At 74.1% G+C, this 18728-nt stretch carries 18 protein-coding genes and 1 pseudogene; 6 read left to right on the top strand and 13 right to left on the bottom strand.

Annotation, left to right across the window (positions count from 1 at the left end; genetic code table 11):
- Nucleotides 1-60: 60 nt before the first annotated feature.
- Entirely contained in the window at nucleotides 61-633 is a 573-nt protein-coding gene (locus tag EV384_RS15830; protein WP_130334194.1) for an RNA polymerase sigma factor, read from the top strand.
- Here the strand turns inward: EV384_RS15830 and EV384_RS15825 are convergent.
- From EV384_RS15825 to pgsA, 7 genes are all read right to left on the bottom strand, one after another.
- The gene (locus tag EV384_RS15825) at nucleotides 536-1288 is read right to left on the bottom strand and encodes a YebC/PmpR family DNA-binding transcriptional regulator (RefSeq protein WP_130334192.1); all 753 of its coding nucleotides are present in this window, start codon (nucleotides 1286-1288) and stop codon (nucleotides 536-538) included. The genes EV384_RS15830 and EV384_RS15825 overlap by 98 nt on opposite strands.
- 216 nt (nucleotides 1289-1504) lie before the next feature.
- Nucleotides 1505-2110, bottom strand: a complete 606-nt coding sequence (pdxT, locus tag EV384_RS15820) for a pyridoxal 5'-phosphate synthase glutaminase subunit PdxT (RefSeq protein ID WP_130334190.1) — start codon at nucleotides 2108-2110, stop codon at nucleotides 1505-1507.
- A gap of 5 nt (nucleotides 2111-2115) precedes the next feature.
- On the bottom strand, nucleotides 2116-3033 hold the full coding sequence (pdxS, locus tag EV384_RS15815) for a pyridoxal 5'-phosphate synthase lyase subunit PdxS (RefSeq protein WP_130334188.1): 918 nt from the start codon (nucleotides 3031-3033) through the stop codon (nucleotides 2116-2118).
- 152 nt (nucleotides 3034-3185) lie between these two features.
- The gene (locus EV384_RS15810; RefSeq protein WP_130334186.1) at nucleotides 3186-3689 is read right to left on the bottom strand and encodes a hypothetical protein; all 504 of its coding nucleotides are present in this window, start codon (nucleotides 3687-3689) and stop codon (nucleotides 3186-3188) included.
- Nucleotides 3690-3770: 81 nt separating this feature from the next.
- The gene (locus tag EV384_RS15805; RefSeq protein ID WP_130334185.1) at nucleotides 3771-4931 is read right to left on the bottom strand and encodes a glycosyltransferase family 4 protein; all 1161 of its coding nucleotides are present in this window, start codon (nucleotides 4929-4931) and stop codon (nucleotides 3771-3773) included.
- Between the two features lie 13 nt (nucleotides 4932-4944).
- Nucleotides 4945-5883 carry a phosphatidylinositol mannoside acyltransferase gene (locus EV384_RS15800; RefSeq protein ID WP_130334183.1) on the bottom strand — a complete coding sequence of 313 codons (939 nt, stop codon included), beginning with the start codon at nucleotides 5881-5883 and terminating at the stop codon, nucleotides 4945-4947.
- Complete coding sequence (gene pgsA, locus EV384_RS15795) at nucleotides 5880-6500, bottom strand: phosphatidylinositol phosphate synthase (RefSeq protein WP_130334181.1); 621 nt, start codon at nucleotides 6498-6500, stop codon at nucleotides 5880-5882. The genes EV384_RS15800 and pgsA overlap by 4 nt, the downstream gene beginning before the upstream one ends.
- Nucleotides 6501-6752: 252 nt before the next feature.
- Between pgsA and EV384_RS15790 the strand changes: the two genes are divergently transcribed.
- Nucleotides 6753-8915, top strand: a complete 2163-nt coding sequence (locus EV384_RS15790) for an elongation factor G-like protein EF-G2 (protein ID WP_130334179.1) — start codon at nucleotides 6753-6755, stop codon at nucleotides 8913-8915.
- Between the two features lie 63 nt (nucleotides 8916-8978).
- On the opposite strand, the gene EV384_RS15785 is transcribed toward EV384_RS15790, so the two are convergent.
- Nucleotides 8979-9206, bottom strand: coding sequence for a Rossmann-fold NAD(P)-binding domain-containing protein (locus tag EV384_RS15785; protein ID WP_242624082.1), 228 nt, complete (start codon nucleotides 9204-9206; stop codon nucleotides 8979-8981).
- Between EV384_RS15785 and EV384_RS15780 the strand changes: the two are divergent.
- A pseudogene (locus EV384_RS15780) lies at nucleotides 9145-9393 on the top strand (MmyB family transcriptional regulator); the annotation flags it as partial. The gene EV384_RS15785 and the pseudogene EV384_RS15780 sit on opposite strands and share 62 nt — an antisense overlap.
- Nucleotides 9394-9442: 49 nt before the next feature.
- Here EV384_RS15780 and EV384_RS15775 read toward each other — a convergent pair.
- From EV384_RS15775 to thrS, 4 genes are all read right to left on the bottom strand, one after another.
- Nucleotides 9443-10501, bottom strand: a complete 1059-nt coding sequence (locus EV384_RS15775) for an aldo/keto reductase (protein ID WP_130334177.1) — start codon at nucleotides 10499-10501, stop codon at nucleotides 9443-9445.
- 125 nt (nucleotides 10502-10626) lie between these two features.
- Nucleotides 10627-11259 (bottom strand): CG0192-related protein, encoded by a 633-nt coding sequence (locus EV384_RS15770; protein ID WP_130334175.1) that lies wholly within the window; start codon nucleotides 11257-11259, stop codon nucleotides 10627-10629.
- 56 nt (nucleotides 11260-11315) lie between these two features.
- On the bottom strand, nucleotides 11316-11873 hold the full coding sequence (locus tag EV384_RS15765) for an HIT family protein (protein WP_242624081.1): 558 nt from the start codon (nucleotides 11871-11873) through the stop codon (nucleotides 11316-11318).
- 141 nt (nucleotides 11874-12014) lie between these two features.
- A complete protein-coding gene (thrS, locus tag EV384_RS15760) occupies nucleotides 12015-14021 on the bottom strand; it encodes a threonine--tRNA ligase (protein WP_130334173.1) in 2007 nt (668 codons plus the stop codon).
- 216 nt (nucleotides 14022-14237) lie between these two features.
- Between thrS and EV384_RS15755 the strand changes: the two genes are divergently transcribed.
- A complete protein-coding gene (locus EV384_RS15755) occupies nucleotides 14238-15176 on the top strand; it encodes a DUF1775 domain-containing protein (protein WP_130334171.1) in 939 nt (312 codons plus the stop codon).
- 177 nt (nucleotides 15177-15353) lie between these two features.
- On the opposite strand, the gene EV384_RS15750 is transcribed toward EV384_RS15755, so the two are convergent.
- Complete coding sequence (locus EV384_RS15750) at nucleotides 15354-16271, bottom strand: ADP-ribosylglycohydrolase family protein (RefSeq protein ID WP_130334169.1); 918 nt, start codon at nucleotides 16269-16271, stop codon at nucleotides 15354-15356.
- A gap of 73 nt (nucleotides 16272-16344) precedes the next feature.
- Between EV384_RS15750 and EV384_RS15745 the strand changes: the two genes are divergently transcribed.
- Both EV384_RS15745 and EV384_RS15740 read left to right on the top strand, forming a co-directional pair.
- Nucleotides 16345-17034 carry a response regulator transcription factor gene (locus tag EV384_RS15745; protein WP_130334167.1) on the top strand — a complete coding sequence of 230 codons (690 nt, stop codon included), beginning with the start codon at nucleotides 16345-16347 and terminating at the stop codon, nucleotides 17032-17034.
- Between the two features lie 29 nt (nucleotides 17035-17063).
- A complete protein-coding gene (locus EV384_RS15740) occupies nucleotides 17064-18455 on the top strand; it encodes a HAMP domain-containing sensor histidine kinase (protein WP_130334165.1) in 1392 nt (463 codons plus the stop codon).
- Nucleotides 18456-18728: the final 273 nt, after the last annotated feature.

The raw sequence follows: 18728 nt of genomic DNA, 5'->3' as shown, positions 1-18728 counted from the left end.
GGGCCGCGCAACCGGTCGTAGCCTGGACGGCAAGCACATCGGCGAGCACGGGAGGGCGTCATGCCCCTCGCGGACGGTATCGACGATCTGGCCGGGTCGGCCTCGCTGGGCGACCGGGCGGCGCTCGACGCCCTGCTGGTGGCCGTCCGCCCGGAAGTGCTGCGCCTCTGCGCCCGCCTGCTGCCGAACCGGGAGGACGCCGAGGAGGCGTGCCAGGACACGCTGCTCGCGCTGGCCCGGGGCATCACCGGTTTCGAGGCCCGGTCCTCGTTCCACACCTGGCTCTACCGGCTGGCCGCCAACAGAACGCGGCGGCGGGCGGCGACGCTGCGGCGTGGCGCAGCGCCGCGCCGAAGCCGGAGTACGACCTGGACGCCGCAGGCTACCGCCGGGTGCGGGAAGGTCCCCACCGGACGCTGTGGAGCTGATGCCGTCAACGAATCAGCCGGTCGCGCCGGGCGATTCGTCTGCGACATCAGCTCCACAGGTCCCGCAGCGGACCCTCGGTCGGCGGGCCGGGGCCCGCCGCGCCGGGTCAGGCGTCGACGGCCGCCATCACGTCGTCGGGGACGTCGAAGTTCGCGTAGACGTTCTGCACGTCGTCGCAGTCCTCCAGCACGTCGATCAGCTTGAAGACCTTGCGCGCGCCCTCCTCGTCCAGCGGCACGTTCATGCTGGGGATGAGGGAGGACTCGGCCGACTCGTACTCGATGCCGGCGTCCTGCAGGGCGGTGCGGACCGGGATCAGGTCGGTCGGCTCGGAGACCACCTCGTACGCCTCACCGAGGTCGTTGACCTCCTCGGCGCCGGCGTCGAGGACCGCCATCATCACGTCGTCCTCGGTCGTGCCGGCCTTGGGGACGATCACCACGCCCTTGCGGGAGAACATGTACGACACCGAGCCGGCGTCGGCGAGCGAGCCGCCGTTGCGGGTCAGCGCGGTCCGTACCTCGGTGGCGGCGCGGTTGCGGTTGTCGGTGAGGCACTCGATGAGCATCGCCACGCCGTTCGGGCCGTAGCCCTCGTACATGATCGTCTGCCAGTCGGCGCCGCCGGCCTCCAGGCCGGAGCCCCGCTTGACCGCGCGGTCGATGTTGTCGTTCGGTACCGAGTTCTTCTTGGCCTTCTGGATGGCGTCGTAGAGCGTCGGGTTGCCGGCGGGGTCGCCGCCGCCGGTCCGGGCCGCGACCTCGACGTTCTTGATCAGCTTGGCGAACATCTTGCCGCGCTTGGCGTCGATGACGGCCTTCTTGTGCTTGGTGGTCGCCCACTTTGAGTGGCCGGACATCTCATACCTCCGTCTGTTGACTCACGCCTGCGTCGACTGTCCGCGCCAGCTCCACCGCCTGGACCGGCGCCGGTCAGGTGGAGGGCTGCGGCGGGCGGTGAGCCCTGCCGAACCGCGGCAATCCTACCGAGGTCGCACCCGGCGGTGTCACACACGCACCGGCCGGGCGTGGAGCGGGCCTCCCTCCCGACGGGAGGGAGGCCCGGGTCGGACGCCTCAGGCGGCGCGGACCAGCTCCACGAAGTAGCGGTGCAGCCGCAGGTCACCGGTGAGTTCCGGGTGGAACGAGGTGGCCACCAGGTTGCCCTGCCGGACCGCGACGATCCGGTCGGCGGCCGGCCCGTCGGTGACCCGGCCCAGCACCTCGACGCCCTCGCCGACCCGCTCGACCCAGGGGGCCCGGATGAAGACGGCGTGGAACGGCTCGCCCTCGACCCCGGTGATCGCCACCGGCGCCTCGAACGAGTCGACCTGCCGGCCGAAGGCGTTGCGCCGCACCGTCATCTCGATGCCGGCGAAGCCGCGCTGGTCGGGCCGGCCGTCCAGGACCTCGGTGGCCAGCATGATCATGCCGGCGCAGGACCCGTAGACCGGCATGCCGCCGGCGATCCGCTTGTCGATCGGCTCACGCATCTCGAAGATGTCGGCGAGCTTGCTGATGGTGGTGGACTCGCCCCCGGGGATGACCAGCCCGTCGACCGCGTCCAGCTCCGCCGGACGGCGGACCGGGCGGGCGTCCGCGCCCGCGCCGGCCAGGGCCGCGACGTGCTCGCGCACGTCCCCCTGCAGCGCGAGGACACCGATCTTCGGCTGGTCACCCATCGGCGTCACCAACCGCGCTCGGCCAGGCGGTGCGGCTGCGGGATCTCGTCGACGTTGATGCCGACCATCGCCTCGCCCAGGCCGCGGGAGACCTTGGCCAGCACGTCCGGGTCGTCGTGGAAGGTGGTCGCCTTGACGATCGCGGCCGCGCGCTGGGCCGGGTTGCCCGACTTGAAGATGCCGGAGCCGACGAAGACACCCTCGGCGCCGAGCTGCATCATCATGGCGGCGTCGGCCGGGGTGGCGATGCCGCCCGCGGTGAACAGCACCACCGGCAGCTTGCCGGTCTGGGCGATCTCCTTGACCAGCTCGTACGGCGCCTGCAGCTCCTTGGCGGCGACGAAGAGCTCGTCCTCCGGCAGCGACTGCAGCCGACGGATCTCCTGGCGGATCTTGCGCATGTGGGTGGTGGCGTTGGAGACGTCACCGGTGCCGGCCTCACCCTTGGAGCGGATCATCGCCGCGCCCTCGGTGATCCGCCGCAGCGCCTCGCCCAGGTTGGTCGCACCGCAGACGAAGGGGACGGTGTAGGCCCACTTGTCGATGTGGTTGGCGTAGTCCGCCGGGGTCAGCACCTCGGACTCGTCGATGTAGTCGACGCCGAGCGACTGGAGGATCTGCGCCTCGACAAAGTGGCCGATGCGGACCTTGGCCATCACCGGGATGGAGACGGCCTCGATGATGCCGTCGATCATGTCCGGGTCGCTCATCCGGGAGACGCCGCCCTGCGCGCGGATGTCCGCGGGCACGCGCTCCAGCGCCATGACGGCGACCGCGCCGGCGTCCTCGGCGATCTTGGCCTGCTCGGGGGTGACCACGTCCATGATCACGCCGCCCTTGAGCATCTCGGCCATGCCCCGCTTGACGCGGGCGGTGCCGACGACGGGCGTGGCGTTGGCGTTCGGGGAGGTGGATTCGGGCACGGGTCATCGCTCCTTGGGCGTGCTCAGGGGGTGGCTGCAGAAATGCTACGACGGCGTCAACGCCGGTCCGACAGCCAATCAGACCCACGGTGGCCTGCTCTGTGGCCCGCATCACCCCTGACCAGGGCCGCTGAGCGCGGCCGGCGGCCCGGTCAGCCGGTGGTGACGTCCGCCGGGACGGCCAGGGTGGGGTCGTCGACGTCGAAGTAGCGCGGCCACTGGTGCCGGCGTCCCATCCGTAACAGGCGTACCAGCGGACGGCTGCGGGCCGACCGCGCGTCCCGGACCAGGTCGGTGTGCACCTGCCGGGCCAGCGCCAGCCGCCGACTGGCCGCGATCACCGCCTCACAGGCCCGGTCGGCCGGGTCCAGCTGGACCCCGCGCAACTGCCGGGTGAGGTCGTTCTCGGCCGCCTCCCGCTCCTCGGGCGGGGCGTCCAGGGCGATCCGGGCCGCCGCGTACAGCTCCACGCCGTACCGCTGCTCGGCCAGGACCGCCGCGGCCGCCGCGCGGCGCAGCAGGTGCGCGTCGAGCGCCCGGGCAGCCGACTCCGCGCGGGCCTGCAGCCGCTCGACCCGGCCGGCCGTCCAGATCAGGTACGCCCCGACGAGCCCGACGACCAGGACCGCGCCCACCACCCACCACATGCCCGGCATCGTAGTGCTGCTCCGTTCCCGCCCGGTTCGGCGCGGCTGTCGCCGACGCGCTCGTCACATCGGCCCCAGCGGCCCCGCCGCTCAGCCCATCCCCACCCATTCCTGGTCGATGACCCGACCGTCGGTGGCTTCGATCGCCGCTGCGTATACCTCCAGAACGCGGCGGGCAACCACGGGCCAGTCGAAATTCGCCACCACCTGGTCGCCGCAGGCGGTCAGCGCGGCCCGCTGGTCGGCGTCGTCGAGCAGCGCGGCGAGCGCCGTATGCAGCGCGGCTGGGTCGCCGGTCGGGAAGAGCCGGCCGGCCCGCCCGCCGTCGAGCACCCGGCGGAACGCGTCCAGGTCGCTGGCGACCACCGTGGTGCCGGCGGCGAGGGCCTCGGTGAGGATCATCCCGAAGGATTCCCCGCCGGTGTTCGGTGCGACGTAGAGGTGCACGCTGCGCAGCATGCGTGCCTTGTCCGCCTCGGAGACCAGGCCGAGGAAGGTGACCCGGTCGCGCAGCGCGGCGGGGAACTGGTCGTACAGGTCGTCCGGGTCGCCCGGGCCGGCGACCAGCAGCCGCAGCCCGGGCCGGTGCGGGGCGAGCGCGACGAACGCGTCCCGGAGGATCGGGAAGCCCTTGCGGGGCTCGGTGAACCGCCCCAGGAAGCCGAGCGTGCCGCCGGTGCCCGGCCCGCACTCCCCCGGCCAGCCGGGCAGCGGCGCGACCCCGGCGAACTTGGCCACGGTCACCCCGTTCGGGATCTCCACCGCGCCGCCGTCCATGTGCTCGACCTGCACCTTGCGGGCGAGGGCGCTGACCGCGATCCGGGCGGTGAGCCGCTCCAGCAGGATCTGCAGCACGCCCTGCGCGGCGGAGAGCACCCGGGACCGGGTCATCGCGGTGTGGAAGGTGGCCACCACCGGGCCGCGGGCGCAGAGCACGGCGAGCATGGAGAGGCTGGGCGTCAGCGGCTCGTGCACGTGCAGCACGTCGAAGTCGCCCCGGGTGATCCAGCGCCGCACCCGGGCGGTGGAGACCGGCCCGAACGCGATCCGGGCCACCGAGCCGTTGTACGGCAGCGGCACCGCCCGCCCCGCCGACACCACGTACGGCGGCAGCGACGAGTCCTCGTCGGCCGGGGCGAGCACGCTCACCTCGTTCCCCAGCCCGATCAACGCCTCGGCAAGGTCCATGACGTGGTTCTGCACCCCGCCGGGGACGTCGAAGGAGTACGGGCACACGATGCCGATCCGCATTGCGCCCGCTCCCTCAGCTTGTCCGGGTGGCGGCCGACGGCTGCGCCGCGGTCCCGCCGTCGGTCGCCGTGCGCTGGTCCAGCCACATCCGCTGCAACATGTGCCAGTCTTCAGGATGGCGGGCGATGCCCGCCGCGAGACCGTCGGCAATGCGTTGGGTCAGCGTCCGGACCCGCTGGTCCAGCGGCCCGCTGTCCGGATCGGGCAGCTCCAACGGCCCCTCGAGGGCGGCGCACGCGGTGTCCGGCTCGTACCAGAGGGAAGCGACGTAGAGCGGCGCCCCGGTGCGCAGCGCGAGCAGGGCCGGCCCGGCCGGCATCCGGGTCCGGCCGCCGAAGAACTCGACCTCGATGCCCCGGGCGGAGAGGTCCCGGTCGGCCAGCAGCGGCACCACCGCCCCCGCCCGCAGCCGGTCCACCAGCACGTCGAACGCCGGCCGCTCGCCGCCGTGGGTGGGCAGGATCTCCATGCCCAGGCCCTGCCGGAAGGCGAGGAACCGCTCGTAGACGCCCTCCGGCCTGAGCCGCTCTGCGACGGTGGTGATCGGCCAGCCGGTGGCCGCGACCCAGGCGCCGGCGGCGTCCCAGTTGCCGGCGTGCGGCAGCGCCACCACCGCTCCGCGGCCGGCCGCCACGTCGGCGGCGAGCTTCTCCTGCCCGTCAAGGCGGAACCCGGCGAGGATCTGCCGGCGGTTCAGCGCGGGCAGCCGGAAGGCCTCCATCCAGTACCGGGCGTACGACCGCAGACCGCGCCGGACCAGCGCGTCCAGCTCGGCCTCGGGCAGGTCGGGGCCGACCACCCGGCGCAGGTTGGCGCGGAGTCGGGCCGTACCGCCGCCGCCCTTGCGGTGGGCGCTGTCTGCGCCCACCCGGAAGGCCGCGGCCACCACGGGCCGGGGCAGCGCGCGGACCAGGCGCCAGCCGGCGACGTAGCCGAGCTCGGTGAGGTTCACTCCCGGCCGACCAGCTGGGCCTGCCGGTACACGTGGGCCATCCGCTGCCCCACCGTGAAGATGGAGACGGCGGCCAGCAGCCAGAGCGCGATCTCCAGGGCCAGCGGCACGCCGAGGCCGGTGAGCAGGCCGCCCACCCCGACGATCAGCAGCCGCTCGGTGCGCTCGGCGACGCCCACGTTGGCAGTCATGCCGAGCCCCTCGGCCCGGGCCTTGACGTAGGAGACCAGCCCGCCGGCGGCCAGGCAGATCAGCGCCGCGGCCGTCCCGGCGTGGTCGCCCTGGGTGGCCAACCAGTACGCGACCGCGCCGAAGACGGCGCTGTCGGCGATCCGGTCCATGCTCGAATCAAGGAACGCGCCGAACCGGGTGGAGCCGCCGCTCATCCGGGCCATCGTCCCATCGAGCAGATCGGTGAGCGCGAAAACCGTGACGATCAGGGCACCGGCGACCAGGTGCCCGCGGGCGCCGAAGCCGAGCGCGCCGACGAGCACGCCGAGGGTGCCGGTCACGGTGACCGCATTGGGGGACACGCCCGCGCGGAGCAGGCCGCGCGCAACCGGCTCCACGACGCGGGTCATCCCCGCGCGGGCCGTCACTTGGAAGATCTTCGCCATGGCGGTCCCACGATAACGGCCGGCAGCGGTCCGCGATACGGCCGGTCGTGCCGACCCGCGGGAGGGAGGCTTGTGCGGGGTGGGCAACAGGTGTGAGATCGGAAGCGGGAGGTGAGCCAGCTCACCGACCCGCCCGTTGATTACCCGTCGTCCAAAAGACCACCGGAGGATATCGCCGCGGCACCCGCCCGGGCCCGCTTCCCCGTCGCGCGCGGCGGTCGCCACCACCACGGCTGAGGGAGGTGCGCCGCGATGGCGCAGAAAAATCAGGAGAAGGGTGTCACCGGCGGCGCGCCGGTGGTGACCGAACCCGACAGGGTTCGCAACGTGGTGCTCGTGGGGCACTCCGGCGCGGGCAAGACCACCCTGGTCGAGGCGCTGCTCGCGGCGAGCGGCACGATCGGCCGGGCCGGCAACGTCACCGACGGCACCACGGTCTGCGACCACGACCCCGCGGCGGTACGCCAGCAGCGCTCGGTGAGCCTGGCCTGCGCCCCGCTGCTGCACAACGACGTCAAGGTCAACCTCCTCGACACCCCCGGGTACGGGGACTTCGTCGGCGAGCTGCGCGCCGGCCTGCGCGCCGCCGACGCGGCCCTCTTCGTGGTCTCCGCGGTGGACGGGATGGACACCGCCACCGCCGCGCTCTGGGAGGAGTGCGCCGCCGTCGACATGCCGCGCGCCGTCGCGGTGACCCGGCTGGACCACCCGCGCGCCGACTTCGACGAGGCGGTGGCGCTCTGCCAGCGGGTCTTCGGCGACAACGTGCTCCCGCTCCACCTGACGATGCTCGGCGACGACGGCGTGTCCGTGGTCGGCCTGCTCGGGCTGATCACCCGGCGGGTCTTCGACTACACCGCCGGGTTGCCGGCGGCGGTGCGCGAGCCCGACCCGGAGCACCTGCCGGCGATCGTGGAGTCCCGCAACGAGCTGATCGAGGGGATCATCGCCGAGAGCGAGGACGAGACCCTGATGGACCGCTACCTCGGCGGCGAGGAGATCGACACCGAGGTGCTCATCGCCGACCTGGAGAAGGCGGTCGCCCGGGGTCACTTCTACCCGGTGGTGCCGGTCTGCGCGCAGACCGGCGTCGGGCTGGACGTGCTGCTCGACGGGCTCGTCTCGGCGTTCCCCTCCCCGCTGGAGCACGACCTGCCGGCGGTCACCGGAGTGGACGGCTCGCCCCGGTCGCCGCTGACCTGCGCCCCGGACGGGCCGCTGGTCGCCGAGGTGGTCAAGACCACCGTCGACCGGCACGTCGGGCGGGTCTCCCTGGTCCGGGTCTTCTCCGGCACGCTCCGCCCCGACCAGGTGGTGCACGTCTCCGGGCACGGGATGGCCGAGCGCGGCCACCCGGACCACGACGCCGACGAGCGGGTCGGGCACATCTACAGCCCGCTCGGCGCGACGCTGCGCGAGGTGCCGCTCTGCGTCGCCGGTGACATCTGCGCGCTCACCAAGTCGGGCAGCGCGGAGACCGGCGACACCATCTCCGCCAAGGAGGAGCCGCTGCTCATCGCGCCCTGGGAGATGCCCGAGCCGCTGCTGCCGGTGGCGATCGTGGCGAAGAGCCGGGCCGACGAGGACGCCCTGGCCCGCAACCTGGGCCGGCTGGTCGCCGGCGACCCGACCCTGCGCCTGGACCGCAACGCGGAGACCCACCAGCTGGTGCTCTGGTGCATGGGCGAGGCGCACGCCGACGTGGTGCTCGACCGGCTGCGCAGCGGCGGCGTCGAGCTGGAGACCGAGCCGGTGCGGGTGGCGCTGCGCGAGACGCTGACCGTCGCCGCCAAGGGGCACGGCCGGCACGTCAAGCAGTCCGGCGGGCACGGCCAGTACGCCGTCTGCGACATCGAGGTGGAGCCGCTGCCCCGGGGCGCCGGCTTCGAGTTCGTCGACAAGGTGGTCGGCGGGGCCGTCCCGCACAACTACATCCCGTCCGTGGAGAAGGGCGTCCGGGGGCAGATGGAGCGCGGCCTGGTCGCCGGCTACCCGGTGGTGGACCTGCGGGTGACCCTCTTCGACGGCAAGGCGCACAGCGTCGACTCCTCCGACGCCGCGTTCCAGACCGCCGGCGCCCTGGCGCTGCGGGACGCCGCGGAGAAGGGGCAGCCGGCGCTGCTGGAGCCGGTTGACGAGGTGACCATCCGGGTGCCCGATTCGTCGGTCGGCGCGGTGATGGGCGACCTCTCGGGCCGGCGGGGCCGGGTGCTCGGCACCGAGCCGGACCCGGACGCCGAGGGCCGCACCCTGGTCCGTGCCGAGGTCCCGGCGACGGAGCTGCTCCGGTACGCCGTCGAGCTGCGCTCGATGACCGCCGGCGCCGGCACCTTCCGCCGCGAGTTCGTCCGCTACGACCCGATGCCCGCCCATCTGGCCGACCAGGCCCGCAAGGAACACGGCACCCACCCCTGACCCGCCCCTCCCCGCGGCGCTCCGTCCGGCCGAAGGTTGCGGATGGTCGGGACGCCCCTCCCCTCACCAGGGGAGGGGGCCGTCGACGTCGAAGTAGCCTCCGGTCGGGCCGTCGGGGCCCACCTGCGCCATCCGGACGATGACCTCGGCGCCCTCCTCGACGGTCTGCGTGCCCGTGTGCCGGTTCAGGTCCGTCGCGGTGTAACCGGGCTCCACCGCGTTGATCCGCATGTTCGGGAACGCCTTCGCGTACTGCACAGCCCTGGCCAGGGCCCTGCGGCTGGTGGGCACCGAGCGCGCACACCTGTTCCGGTTGGCCGGGCTGGCGCCGCCGGGCCCGGAGACGGTGCCCGCGTACGTCACCCCGAACGTCCAGCGGGTGCTGGACAGACTGACCGGGACACCCGTCGCGGTCTACGACGCGTCCTGGACGCTGCTCATCGCCAACCCGCCGTACGCGGCGTTGATGGGCGATCCGTCCGGATGGCGTGGCACCCCCCTTCCGCGGTCCGTGACCGTTCCTGCGGTCAGGGGCGGGCGGCGGGGACGGGGGGCAGCGGCCAGTGGGGGCGGTCGGCGTCGCGGAGGGCGGCGGTACGGAGCGCGGCGAGCTGGCGTTCGACCTCGGCGAAGTGGTCGGGGGTCAGGGGGCCCCGGTGCAGGGCGGCGGCGTTCTCCTCCACCTGGGCGACGGTGCGCGCCCCGGGGATCGGCACGGCGCGACCGCTGCGGGCCCAGATCCAGCCCAGCGCCCCCTGCGTGAGGGTCCGGCCGTCGGCGGTCAGCGCGCCCCGGACCGCGGCCACCCGGCGCAGCCACTCCGGCGCCGGCCGGCCGCTGCGAAACCACTCCAGCCAGCTCGGGGCGGTGCCCCGCACGTCGTCGCGGGGCAGCATCGAGTCGGTGGTGTACTTGCCGGTCAGCAGCCCCATCCCGAGCGGCCCGCGGGCCACGCTGGCCAGGTCGTGCTTGTCGCAGACCGTCAGCATGGCCGGCGCGTCCCGCAGCACCGACAGGCCGTGCTGCACGGCGGTGGCGCCCCGGGCGACCTGGGCGAAGGCCGCCGCCCGGTCGGGCCGGTCGGTGCTCCAGCCGTACGCCCGGACCAGTCCGTCGGCGACCAGCGCCTCCAGCGTGTCGATCAGCGCCTCGACCCGGGGCACCGGCAGGTCGCCGAGGTGCAGCTGGTAGAGGTCGATCCGGTCGGTGTCCAGCCGACGCAGCGAGTCGGTCACCGCGCGCCGCAGGTACGCGGGCGAGGCGTCCTCCCCGGTGGCCTGCCGGGTCGTCTCGTCGAAGGTGTAGCCCCACTTGGTGGCGATCACCGCCTCGTCGCGGCGGCCCGCCAGGGCCCGCCCGAGGATCCGCTCGCCGTGCCCCGCCCCGTACGTGTCGGCGGTGTCGAAGAGGGTCACCCCGAGGTCCAGCGCGCGGCGGACCGCCCGGACCGACTCCTCGTCGTCCACCGCGCCCCAACCGAGCGGGCGGGCGCCCTCGGCCCACGGTCCGCCGATCGCCCAGCACCCCATGCCGAGCGCGCTGACCTCGATGCCGCTGCGGCCCAAGGTCCGCGTGATCACTGCCATCGACGCATCCTGTCACCTCGAGCGCGCTGGAGGGCAAGAAGCTCACCCGTCGTGCACGCTCGACCACATGCGACGGCGGGCCGTGGACGTCGGCGGCGTTCCGCCCCCGCCGGCCCGGGCCGGGTTCAGCGAGGCGTGGCGTAGGCCAGCGGCAGCGGGGTGGGCTGGCCGGGCCAGGTGCCGGAGAGCGTGGCGCCGGGGCGTCCGTCGCCCGCACCGGGTCGGCGGACGACGGCCAACTCCACGGTGTCCGTCCCGATGACCGCCGGATCGCCGTCCACCACCCGGCGCGGGGCGCCCACGGCGGGGACGTCCACGTCGCCGGCGGCGCTGCTGGTGATGGCCATGCTCGGCGCGCGGACCTGGCGCTCGCCGTCGACCTCGAAGAACTCCTCCGCCTGGCCGGTCCCGCCGAGGATGGCGGCGGCCAGCGCCGCGGCGTAGACCGGGTCCCCGCAGGCGTCGTAGACCCAGCGCGGGCCGAGCACCGAGTGGTGGGTGGTGCCGACCAGCCATCCGTCGGCGCCATCCAGCGGCGCCCCGCGGTAGGTCAGCGGCACCTGGTGGATTGGCCCGTCACCGGCGCGGACGAGCATCGTCTCGATCCCGACCGCGCCGGCCGGGTCGTCGAAGCGGAATCCCGCCACCCGGACGACGTCGGTGCCCGCCGGCCCGTGGAACCAGGGCCGGCCGGGCAGCCACGCCGCCAGGAGTTCGAGCTTGGTGGGGCGCAGTTCCGCCCGGTGCAGCAGAGCCATGCGGCGCATCGTACCGAGGCGCCGCCGCGCCGGGGGGCCGGGATTCGTGCCCCCGGTCAGGCCGTCGGCCAGGCCTTGGCGAGCAGGTCGCGGGTGTCGGCGAGCAACTGCGGCAGGACCTTCGTCCGGCCGATCACCGGCATGAAGTTGGCGTCGCCGCCCCAGCGCGGCACCACGTGCTGGTGCAGGTGCGCGGCGATGCCGGCGCCGGCCACCCCACCCTGGTTCATCCCCAGGTTGAAGCCGTGCGCGTTGGAGACCTGCCGGACCACCCGCATGGCGTCCTTGGTGAAGGTCGCCAGCTCGGCGGTCTCCGGCGCGTCCAGCTCGGTGTAGTCGGCCACGTGCCGGTACGGGCAGACCAGCAGGTGCCCCGGGTTGTACGGGTAGAGGTTGAGCACCGCGTAGACGTGCTCGCCCCGGGCGACGACCAGGCTCTCGTCCGGCGGTAGCCCGGGGGCCAGGCAGAACGGGCAGCCGGTGGGCTTCTCGTAGCCGCCCTCGGGCCGGTCCTCGCCCGAGATGTAGGTCATCCGGTGCGGCGTCCAGAGCCGTTCCAGCCCGTCCGCCAGACCGTCGGTGCCGTTGTCGAAATGCCGCGCCGCCCCAGTCACACCGCCGATCCTACGGTCACCGCAGCGGGTCCCACCCGTGCGCACCGGCCGGCCGGCGCGGGGCTGCGCCGAACGGCGGTGTCCCTGGTCCGGGACACCGCCGTTCGCGGCGAACGGAGTCGACCGGCGACGCGGAGGGCGTCAGCTCTCGGCGGACGGCCCCGAGTTGCTCCGGGAGCTGACCACGTCGAGGACGTGGGCGACCGCCTCGGCCATCGGCACGCCGTTGCGCTGCGAGCCGTCCCGGTAGCGGAAGGAGACCGTGCCGGCGGCCACGTCGTCGTCGCCGGCGATCACCATGAACGGGATCTTCTGCTGCTGCGCGGTGCGGATCTTCTTCTGCATCCGGTCGTCACCGGCGTCCACCTGGGCCCGGATCCCCTCGGCGCGCAGCGCCGCGACGAAGCCGTGCAGGTAGTCGGTGTGGTCCTCGCGGATCGGGATGCCGACCACCTGCACCGGGGCCAGCCAGGCCGGGAATGCGCCCGCGTAGTGCTCGGTGAGGACGCCGAAGAAGCGCTCGATCGAGCCGAAGAGCGCCCGGTGGATCATCACCGGCCGCTGCCGGGTGCCGTCCGCCGCCTGGTACTCCAGGCCGAACCGCTCGGGCTGGTTGAAGTCGACCTGGATGGTGGACATCTGCCAGGTCCGGCCGATGGCGTCCTTGGCCTGCACGGAGATCTTCGGGCCGTAGAAGGCCGCGCCGCCGGGGTCCGGCACCAGGTCCAGGCCGGAGGCCTCGGCCGCGGTGCGCAGCGCCTGGGTGGCCTCCTCCCAGTCCTCGTCCGACCCGATGAACTTCGGCGAGGCGTCCCGGGTGGAGAGCTCCAGGTAGAAGTCGTCCAGGCCGTAGTCGCGCAGCAGGTCCAGCACGAAGGTGAGCAGCGTGGAGAGCTCGCCGGGCATCTGCTCGCGGGTGCAGTAGATGTGCGAGTCGTCCTGGGTCAGGCCGCGGACCCGGGTGAGGCCGTGCACCACGCCCGACTTCTCGTACCGGTAGACCGTGCCGAACTCGAACAGCCGCAGCGGCAGCTCCCGGTAGGACCGCCCGCGCGCCCTGAAGATCAGGTTGTGCATCGGGCAGTTCATCGCCTTGAGGTAGTAGTCCGCGCCCTCCAGCTGCATGGGCGGGAACATCGTGTCGGCGTAGTAGGGCAGGTGACCGGAGGTCTCGAAGAGCTGTGCCTTGGTGATGTGCGGGGTGTTGACGAACTCGTACCCGGCGGCCTCGTGCCGGCGGCGGGAGTAGTTCTCCATCTCCCGACGGATGATGCCGCCCTTGGGGTGGAAGACCGCCAGGCCGGAGCCGATCTCGTCGGGGAAGCTGAACAGGTCGAGGTCCGCGCCGAGCTTGCGGTGGTCGCGCCGCGCGGCCTCCTCCAGAAGCTTCAGGTACGCCTTCAGCTCGTCCCGGGTCGGCCAGGCGGTGCCGTAGACCCGCTGGAGCTGCGGGTTCTTCTCCGACCCCCGCCAGTAGGCGGCGGCCGAGCGCATCAGCTTGAACGCGCCGATCAGCCGGGTGTTCGGCAGGTGCGGACCCCGGCAGAGGTCCGACCAGCAGACCTTCTCCTCGTTCGCGGCGAGGTTGTCGTAGATGGTCAGCTCGCCGCCGCCCACCTCCATCACCTCGGAGGAGTCCAGCCCCTCGCCCTTGACGTCGATCAGCTCCAGCTTGAACGGCTCGGCGGCGAGCTCGGTCTTCGCCTCGTCGAGGTTCTTGAAGCGTCGCCGGCGGAACCGCTGGCCGGACTTGATGATCTCCTGCATCCGCTTCTCGAGCTTGGCCAGGTCGTCGGGCTGGAACGGCTTGTCGACCTGGAAGTCGTAGTAGAAGCCGTTCTCGATCGGCGGGCCGATGCCGAGCTTCGCCTCGGGGAAGACGTCCTGCACCGCCTGGGCGAGCACGTGCGCGGTGGAGTGGCGCAGCACGTTGAGCCCGTCCGGGGTGTCGATGCCCACCGGCTCGACGGTGGTCTCCTCGGCCGGCTTCCAGTCCAGGTCGCGCAGCACGCCCTCCGGGTCGCGGACCACGACGATCGCCTTCGGGCCCGTGGTGGGCAGCCCGGCCGCGGCCACCGCGTCGGCCGCCGTCGTCCCGGCGGCGACGACGACGGGGTCGGCCACGACGGGGGTACGGGGTGCGGACACGGTGACTCCTGTCGTCGATGCTGATCGGATGTGCCGGTTACCGGCTCCTGCGATGCTATCGGTCGCCATTTCGGCACCGTCGGCGACGCCACCGGCGTCCCGGGCCGCGGTCCCCGCTCCGAGTCCGCCGACCGTTGAACCTTTCCGCCCTCCCGGCCGAACTACCCGGTGTGGCCGGATCCGGTGCCGGCCGCGTGGAGACGGATGGGGATGACCATGACGATGACCCGTCGCGACCGGGTCCGCGGGACCCTGCTGCCGGCCGCCGCGGCGGCCGGGGTGCTGCTGGGCTGGGCCGGCCCGGCGCAGGCCGCCGAGGTGTCCATCACCACCGCCCCGGCGCAGGTCCACCAGGGCGACGCCGTCGAGGTGACCTTCGCGGTGCCCGAGGAGCGGTCCGGGACGCGGACCGAGCGGATCGAGATCAGGATGCCCGGCGACGCGCCCGTCGGGGAGGTGTACCCGATGTCGGTGCCCGGCTGGGCGCCCCGGATCACGACCCGCACCCTCGACCAGCCGGTGGCCGGCATCCACGCCCCGGGGGTGGACACGGTGACCGACTCGGTGACGTGGATCCGGGTGCCCGGCGCGGCGGCCGGACCCGCCCGGCTCGCCCTCGGCATGGGCCCGATGCCGGCGACCGACCGGCTGGCCTTCCAGGTCGTGCAGACGTACGCGGACGGCACGGTGGTCCGGTGGGCGGACTCGGCGGGTGGTGCGCGCCCGGCCCCGACCCTCGCGCTGCTGCCGGCGGCGCCCGGTGCGGCCACGGGCGGCCACCCCGGCCACGGCGGGACCACCGCCGAAGGGCCGGCCGACCCGGCCGCTCGGGCCGACGCCGCGGGTGCGGCCGGTCCGGCGCCGGCCGCCGACGGTCAGGACGCCCCGAGCGCCGACCTGCTGCTCGGCGGCGGGCTGCTCGCCGGGCTGGCCGGCGGCGCGGCGATCGGCTGGCTGTTCAGCCGGCGGCGACGCGGGGAGATGGCCCTGGCCCCGGAGCAGGCCGACGCCGCCGGGCACGAGGACCCGGACGACGGCGCGGCTGACCCGGACCGGAGCCCGACGGACCCGGGACGGCCGGCCCGGGGCGACGGAGCCGAACCCGTGCTCTCCTCCGCCGGCGCAGCGCCGGTGGAACCGACGGCCGCCCGCTGAGGGACCACCGCACCCGGGACCCGTGCATGAGCCGAGCCCCCGTGCGCGGGGGTCGCCCCCGTTCGCGGCGCGGACGGGTCGCGGGCCGCGCTGCAGCAGAGCAAAGGGTGTGACCAGGTCCTCGGGGGCGGGCCGCCGGAGCAGCCGAGGACGCACCGGACGGGGCACTCTGCGGGGTCAGCCCAACCAGTCGGGCAGCGGCTCGCGGGCGGCGAGCCAGCCGTCCGGCACGCCGCCGGGGGTGCCGACGCCGGTGTGCGCGGCGACCATCCCGCCGACGATCGCCGACGTGGTGTCGACGTCCCCGCCGGCCTCGACGCAGACCCGGATCGCCGTCGGGTAGTCGTCGAGGTGGGTGGCGGCCACCCAGAGGGTGAAGGGAACCGTGTCCTGGGCGGTCACCCGGGAGCCGTTGCCGAGCGCGTCCGCGGCCTCCGCCGCCGACCGGTCCAGCAGGGTGGCCGCCCGGCGTACGCCCCGGTGCACCTCCCCGGCCGGGTCGAGGGTCGCGGCGACCGCGCCGATCAGCCGGGCCGGGTCGGGCCGGTCGCCGTTCAGGCGGGCCTGGGCGGCGAGCGAGGCGGCGACGGCCACCGCGACGGCCCCGGCGATCCCCTCCGGGTGGGCGTGGGTCACCTCGGCCGAGGCCCGGGCCTGGTCGGCGGCGCGGCGGGTCGAGTCGGCGTACCACGCGCCGAGCGGGCCGACCCGCATCGCGGCCCCGTTGCCGCAGGAACCCTGCCCGTCGAACGCGGACGCGGCCGCCACCGGCCACGGCGTCCCGGCGCGGACCAGTTCCAGCAGCTCCACCGCGCCCGCGCCGTAACGACGGGTCGGGTCGTAGCGGTCGGCGAACGAGCTGGCCAGCGCGTCCCGGTCGATCCGCCCATGCCCGGCCAGCACGGTAACCACCGAGCAGGCCATCTCGGTGTCGTCGCTCCACCCCCACGGGCCAGGCGGAAGCTCGTCCCGCCACGCCGCCACGCCGCGGCCCGGCACGAAGAACTGCGAACCGAGGGCGTCGCCGACGGAGAGGCCGGCGAGGGCGTCCCGGGCGAGCGCCAGCCGGGTGTCGGGGAAGAGAGTGAACGTCATCGTCGTCCCAGCTTGCCCGGTTGGCGGGAGTGCCGCAACGCGATCAACTTGCCACGCCAAGTACCGTCTTGACGTGGCCACCGTGCTCCTGGTCGAAGACGATCACGTCGTACGCGGCGCGATGCTGCGGTCCCTCACCGACCGGGGGCACGCCGTGCACGCCGTCGGTACGGCCCTGGACGCGCTGCGCCGGGTCGCCGCCGAGACCCCCGACCTGGTCGTGCTCGACCTCGGCCTGCCCGACCTGGACGGCTCCGACGCGCTGCGGATGCTGCGCGGCATCACCGACGTGCCGATCATCATCGCCACCGCCCGCGACGACGAGCAGTCGGTGGTCCGGCTGCTGCGGGCGGGGGCCGACGACTACATGGTCAAGCCGTTCACCGGCGCGCACCTGGACGCCCGGATCACCACCGTGCTGCGCCGCGCCGGCCGGGCCAGCCGCACGGTGCAGCCGGCCGTGCACACCGTCGGCGGCCTGCGGGTGGACGTGGGCGAGCGCAGCGCCCTGCTCGACGGGGAGCCACTGGCGCTGACCCGCAAGGAATTCGACCTGCTGGCGTATCTCGCCGCACGTCCCGGCCGGGTAGTGTCCCGGCGGGAACTCTTGGAGGAGGTATGGCGGCAGCCATCGGTCGGCGAGGACCAGACCATCGACGTTCATCTGTACTGGCTGCGCCGCAAGATGGGCGAGTCCGCGGCGAAGCCGCGCTTCCTGCGCACCGTGCGGGGGGTCGGCTTCCGGCTGGTGGCGCCGGACTGAGGTCGTCGCTGGCCTGGCTCACGGCCGGCATGTGCAGCCTCGTCGCGCTCGCCTTCCTCATCCCGCTCGGGTTCAACCTCGGCGACCAGGCGCGCGCGGAGAAGCTGGCGGACGCCGCCCGGCGCAGCGCTCTGGTCACCGGCGCCCTCGCCGTCAGCACCGACCCGGCGATCGTCCGGCGGGCCGTGGCGGCCAGCGGTGACGACCCGGCGACCCGGCCGGTCGTACACGGGCTGGGTGGGGACGAGTCCGCGGGCCGCGCCGACGCCGCGGCGCTGGCCCGGGCCGGCGCCGAGCGCCGCTCGCTGGTCACCGACGTGCCCGGCGGAGTGCTCCGGCTCGACCCGGTGGTACTCGGCGACAAGGTCGCCGTGGTGGAGGTCTTCGTCCCCGACCAGGTGCTCGACGAGGGCTCCGGCGCCCGCTGGCTGCTGCTGCTGGCGGTGGCCGTCGCGCTGGTGGGCGCCGCGGTCATCGTGGTCGACCGGGTCGCCGCCCGCGCGGTCGACTCGACCGGCGAGCTGGTCAAGGCGGCCCTGGCGATCGGCGACGGCGACCTCGGCGTACGCGTCGAGCCGAGCGGCCCGCGGGAGCTGGCCGAGGCCGGGCACGCGTTCAACCGGATGGCCGACCAGCTGGTGGCGCTCCGCGCCGACGAGCGGGAACTCGTCGCCGACCTCTCCCACCGGCTGCGCACCCCGCTGACCGTGCTGCGCCTGGACGCCGAGGCGCTGGAGTCCGACGACACCAGCATCGGCACGTTCAGCGAGGCGGAACTGGACCGCCGGCGGGGCATCCGGCGGATCCGCCAGGCCATCGTCACCCTCGAGGGTGAGGTCGACCAGCTGATCAAGACCACCCGCAAGGCGGTCACCCAGGAGACCGGCCCGGCGATGTGCGACGTCAGCGAGGTGGTCCGGGACCGGATGGTCTTCTGGGCGGCCCTCGCCGGCGACCAGAACCGCCCGCACCAGGTCAGCGGGGCGCAGCTGCGCATTCCCGCGCCGGTGCCCCGGGCCGAGCTGGCCGCCGCCCTCGACGCGGTGATCGGCAACGTCTTCCGCTACACCCCGCAGGGCACCGCCTTCGAGGTGGCCGTCAGCCGGCGCGACGGGTACGTGGCGATCCGGATCGACGACGCCGGCCCGGGCATCGCCAACCCCGACCGCGCGCTGCGCCGCGGCACCAGTGACCAGGGCTCGACCGGGCTGGGACTGGACATCGCCAAGCGGGTGGCGTTGCAGGCCAACGGCTCGGTGAGCATCGACCGGGCGCGGCTCGGCGGCGCCAGCGTGGTGATGCTGCTGGCCGACCCGGAGGCGACGCCCCGGCAGGTCAACCGGTTCGGGCTGGTCGGCCGGATGGCCCGGGAGGGGCGGGAGCAGAAGACCGCCGGGCGCCGCTGGCCCCGGCCGCGCTGACCCGCGCCGACTGTGCGCCGGCGCAAGTCTTCCTTAGATCCGGGTTAACGACGGCGTCCGGACCACCGGGGACTGACAGGATCAGGGACGAACCCATCAGTTCAGTTCCGTCGGCCGGAACGCCCCGTAACACCCACCGGCCGCGGAGCCGTGCGCGCGGCGGGAGTTCGGTCCCCCCACACCTCGCTCCCGCCGCGCGCCACTCCCCCGTCGAGCCGCACCCCGGGCGTGAGGTGACCGTGATGACGCCGACCGTCAGCCGCCTGCTCCGCT

Source organism: Micromonospora kangleipakensis, assembly GCF_004217615.1.
GTDB classification, from domain to species: domain Bacteria; phylum Actinomycetota; class Actinomycetes; order Mycobacteriales; family Micromonosporaceae; genus Micromonospora; species Micromonospora kangleipakensis.
Note: the sequence above shows the minus strand (reverse complement) of the source record. Positions and strands in the feature narration are given on the sequence as shown.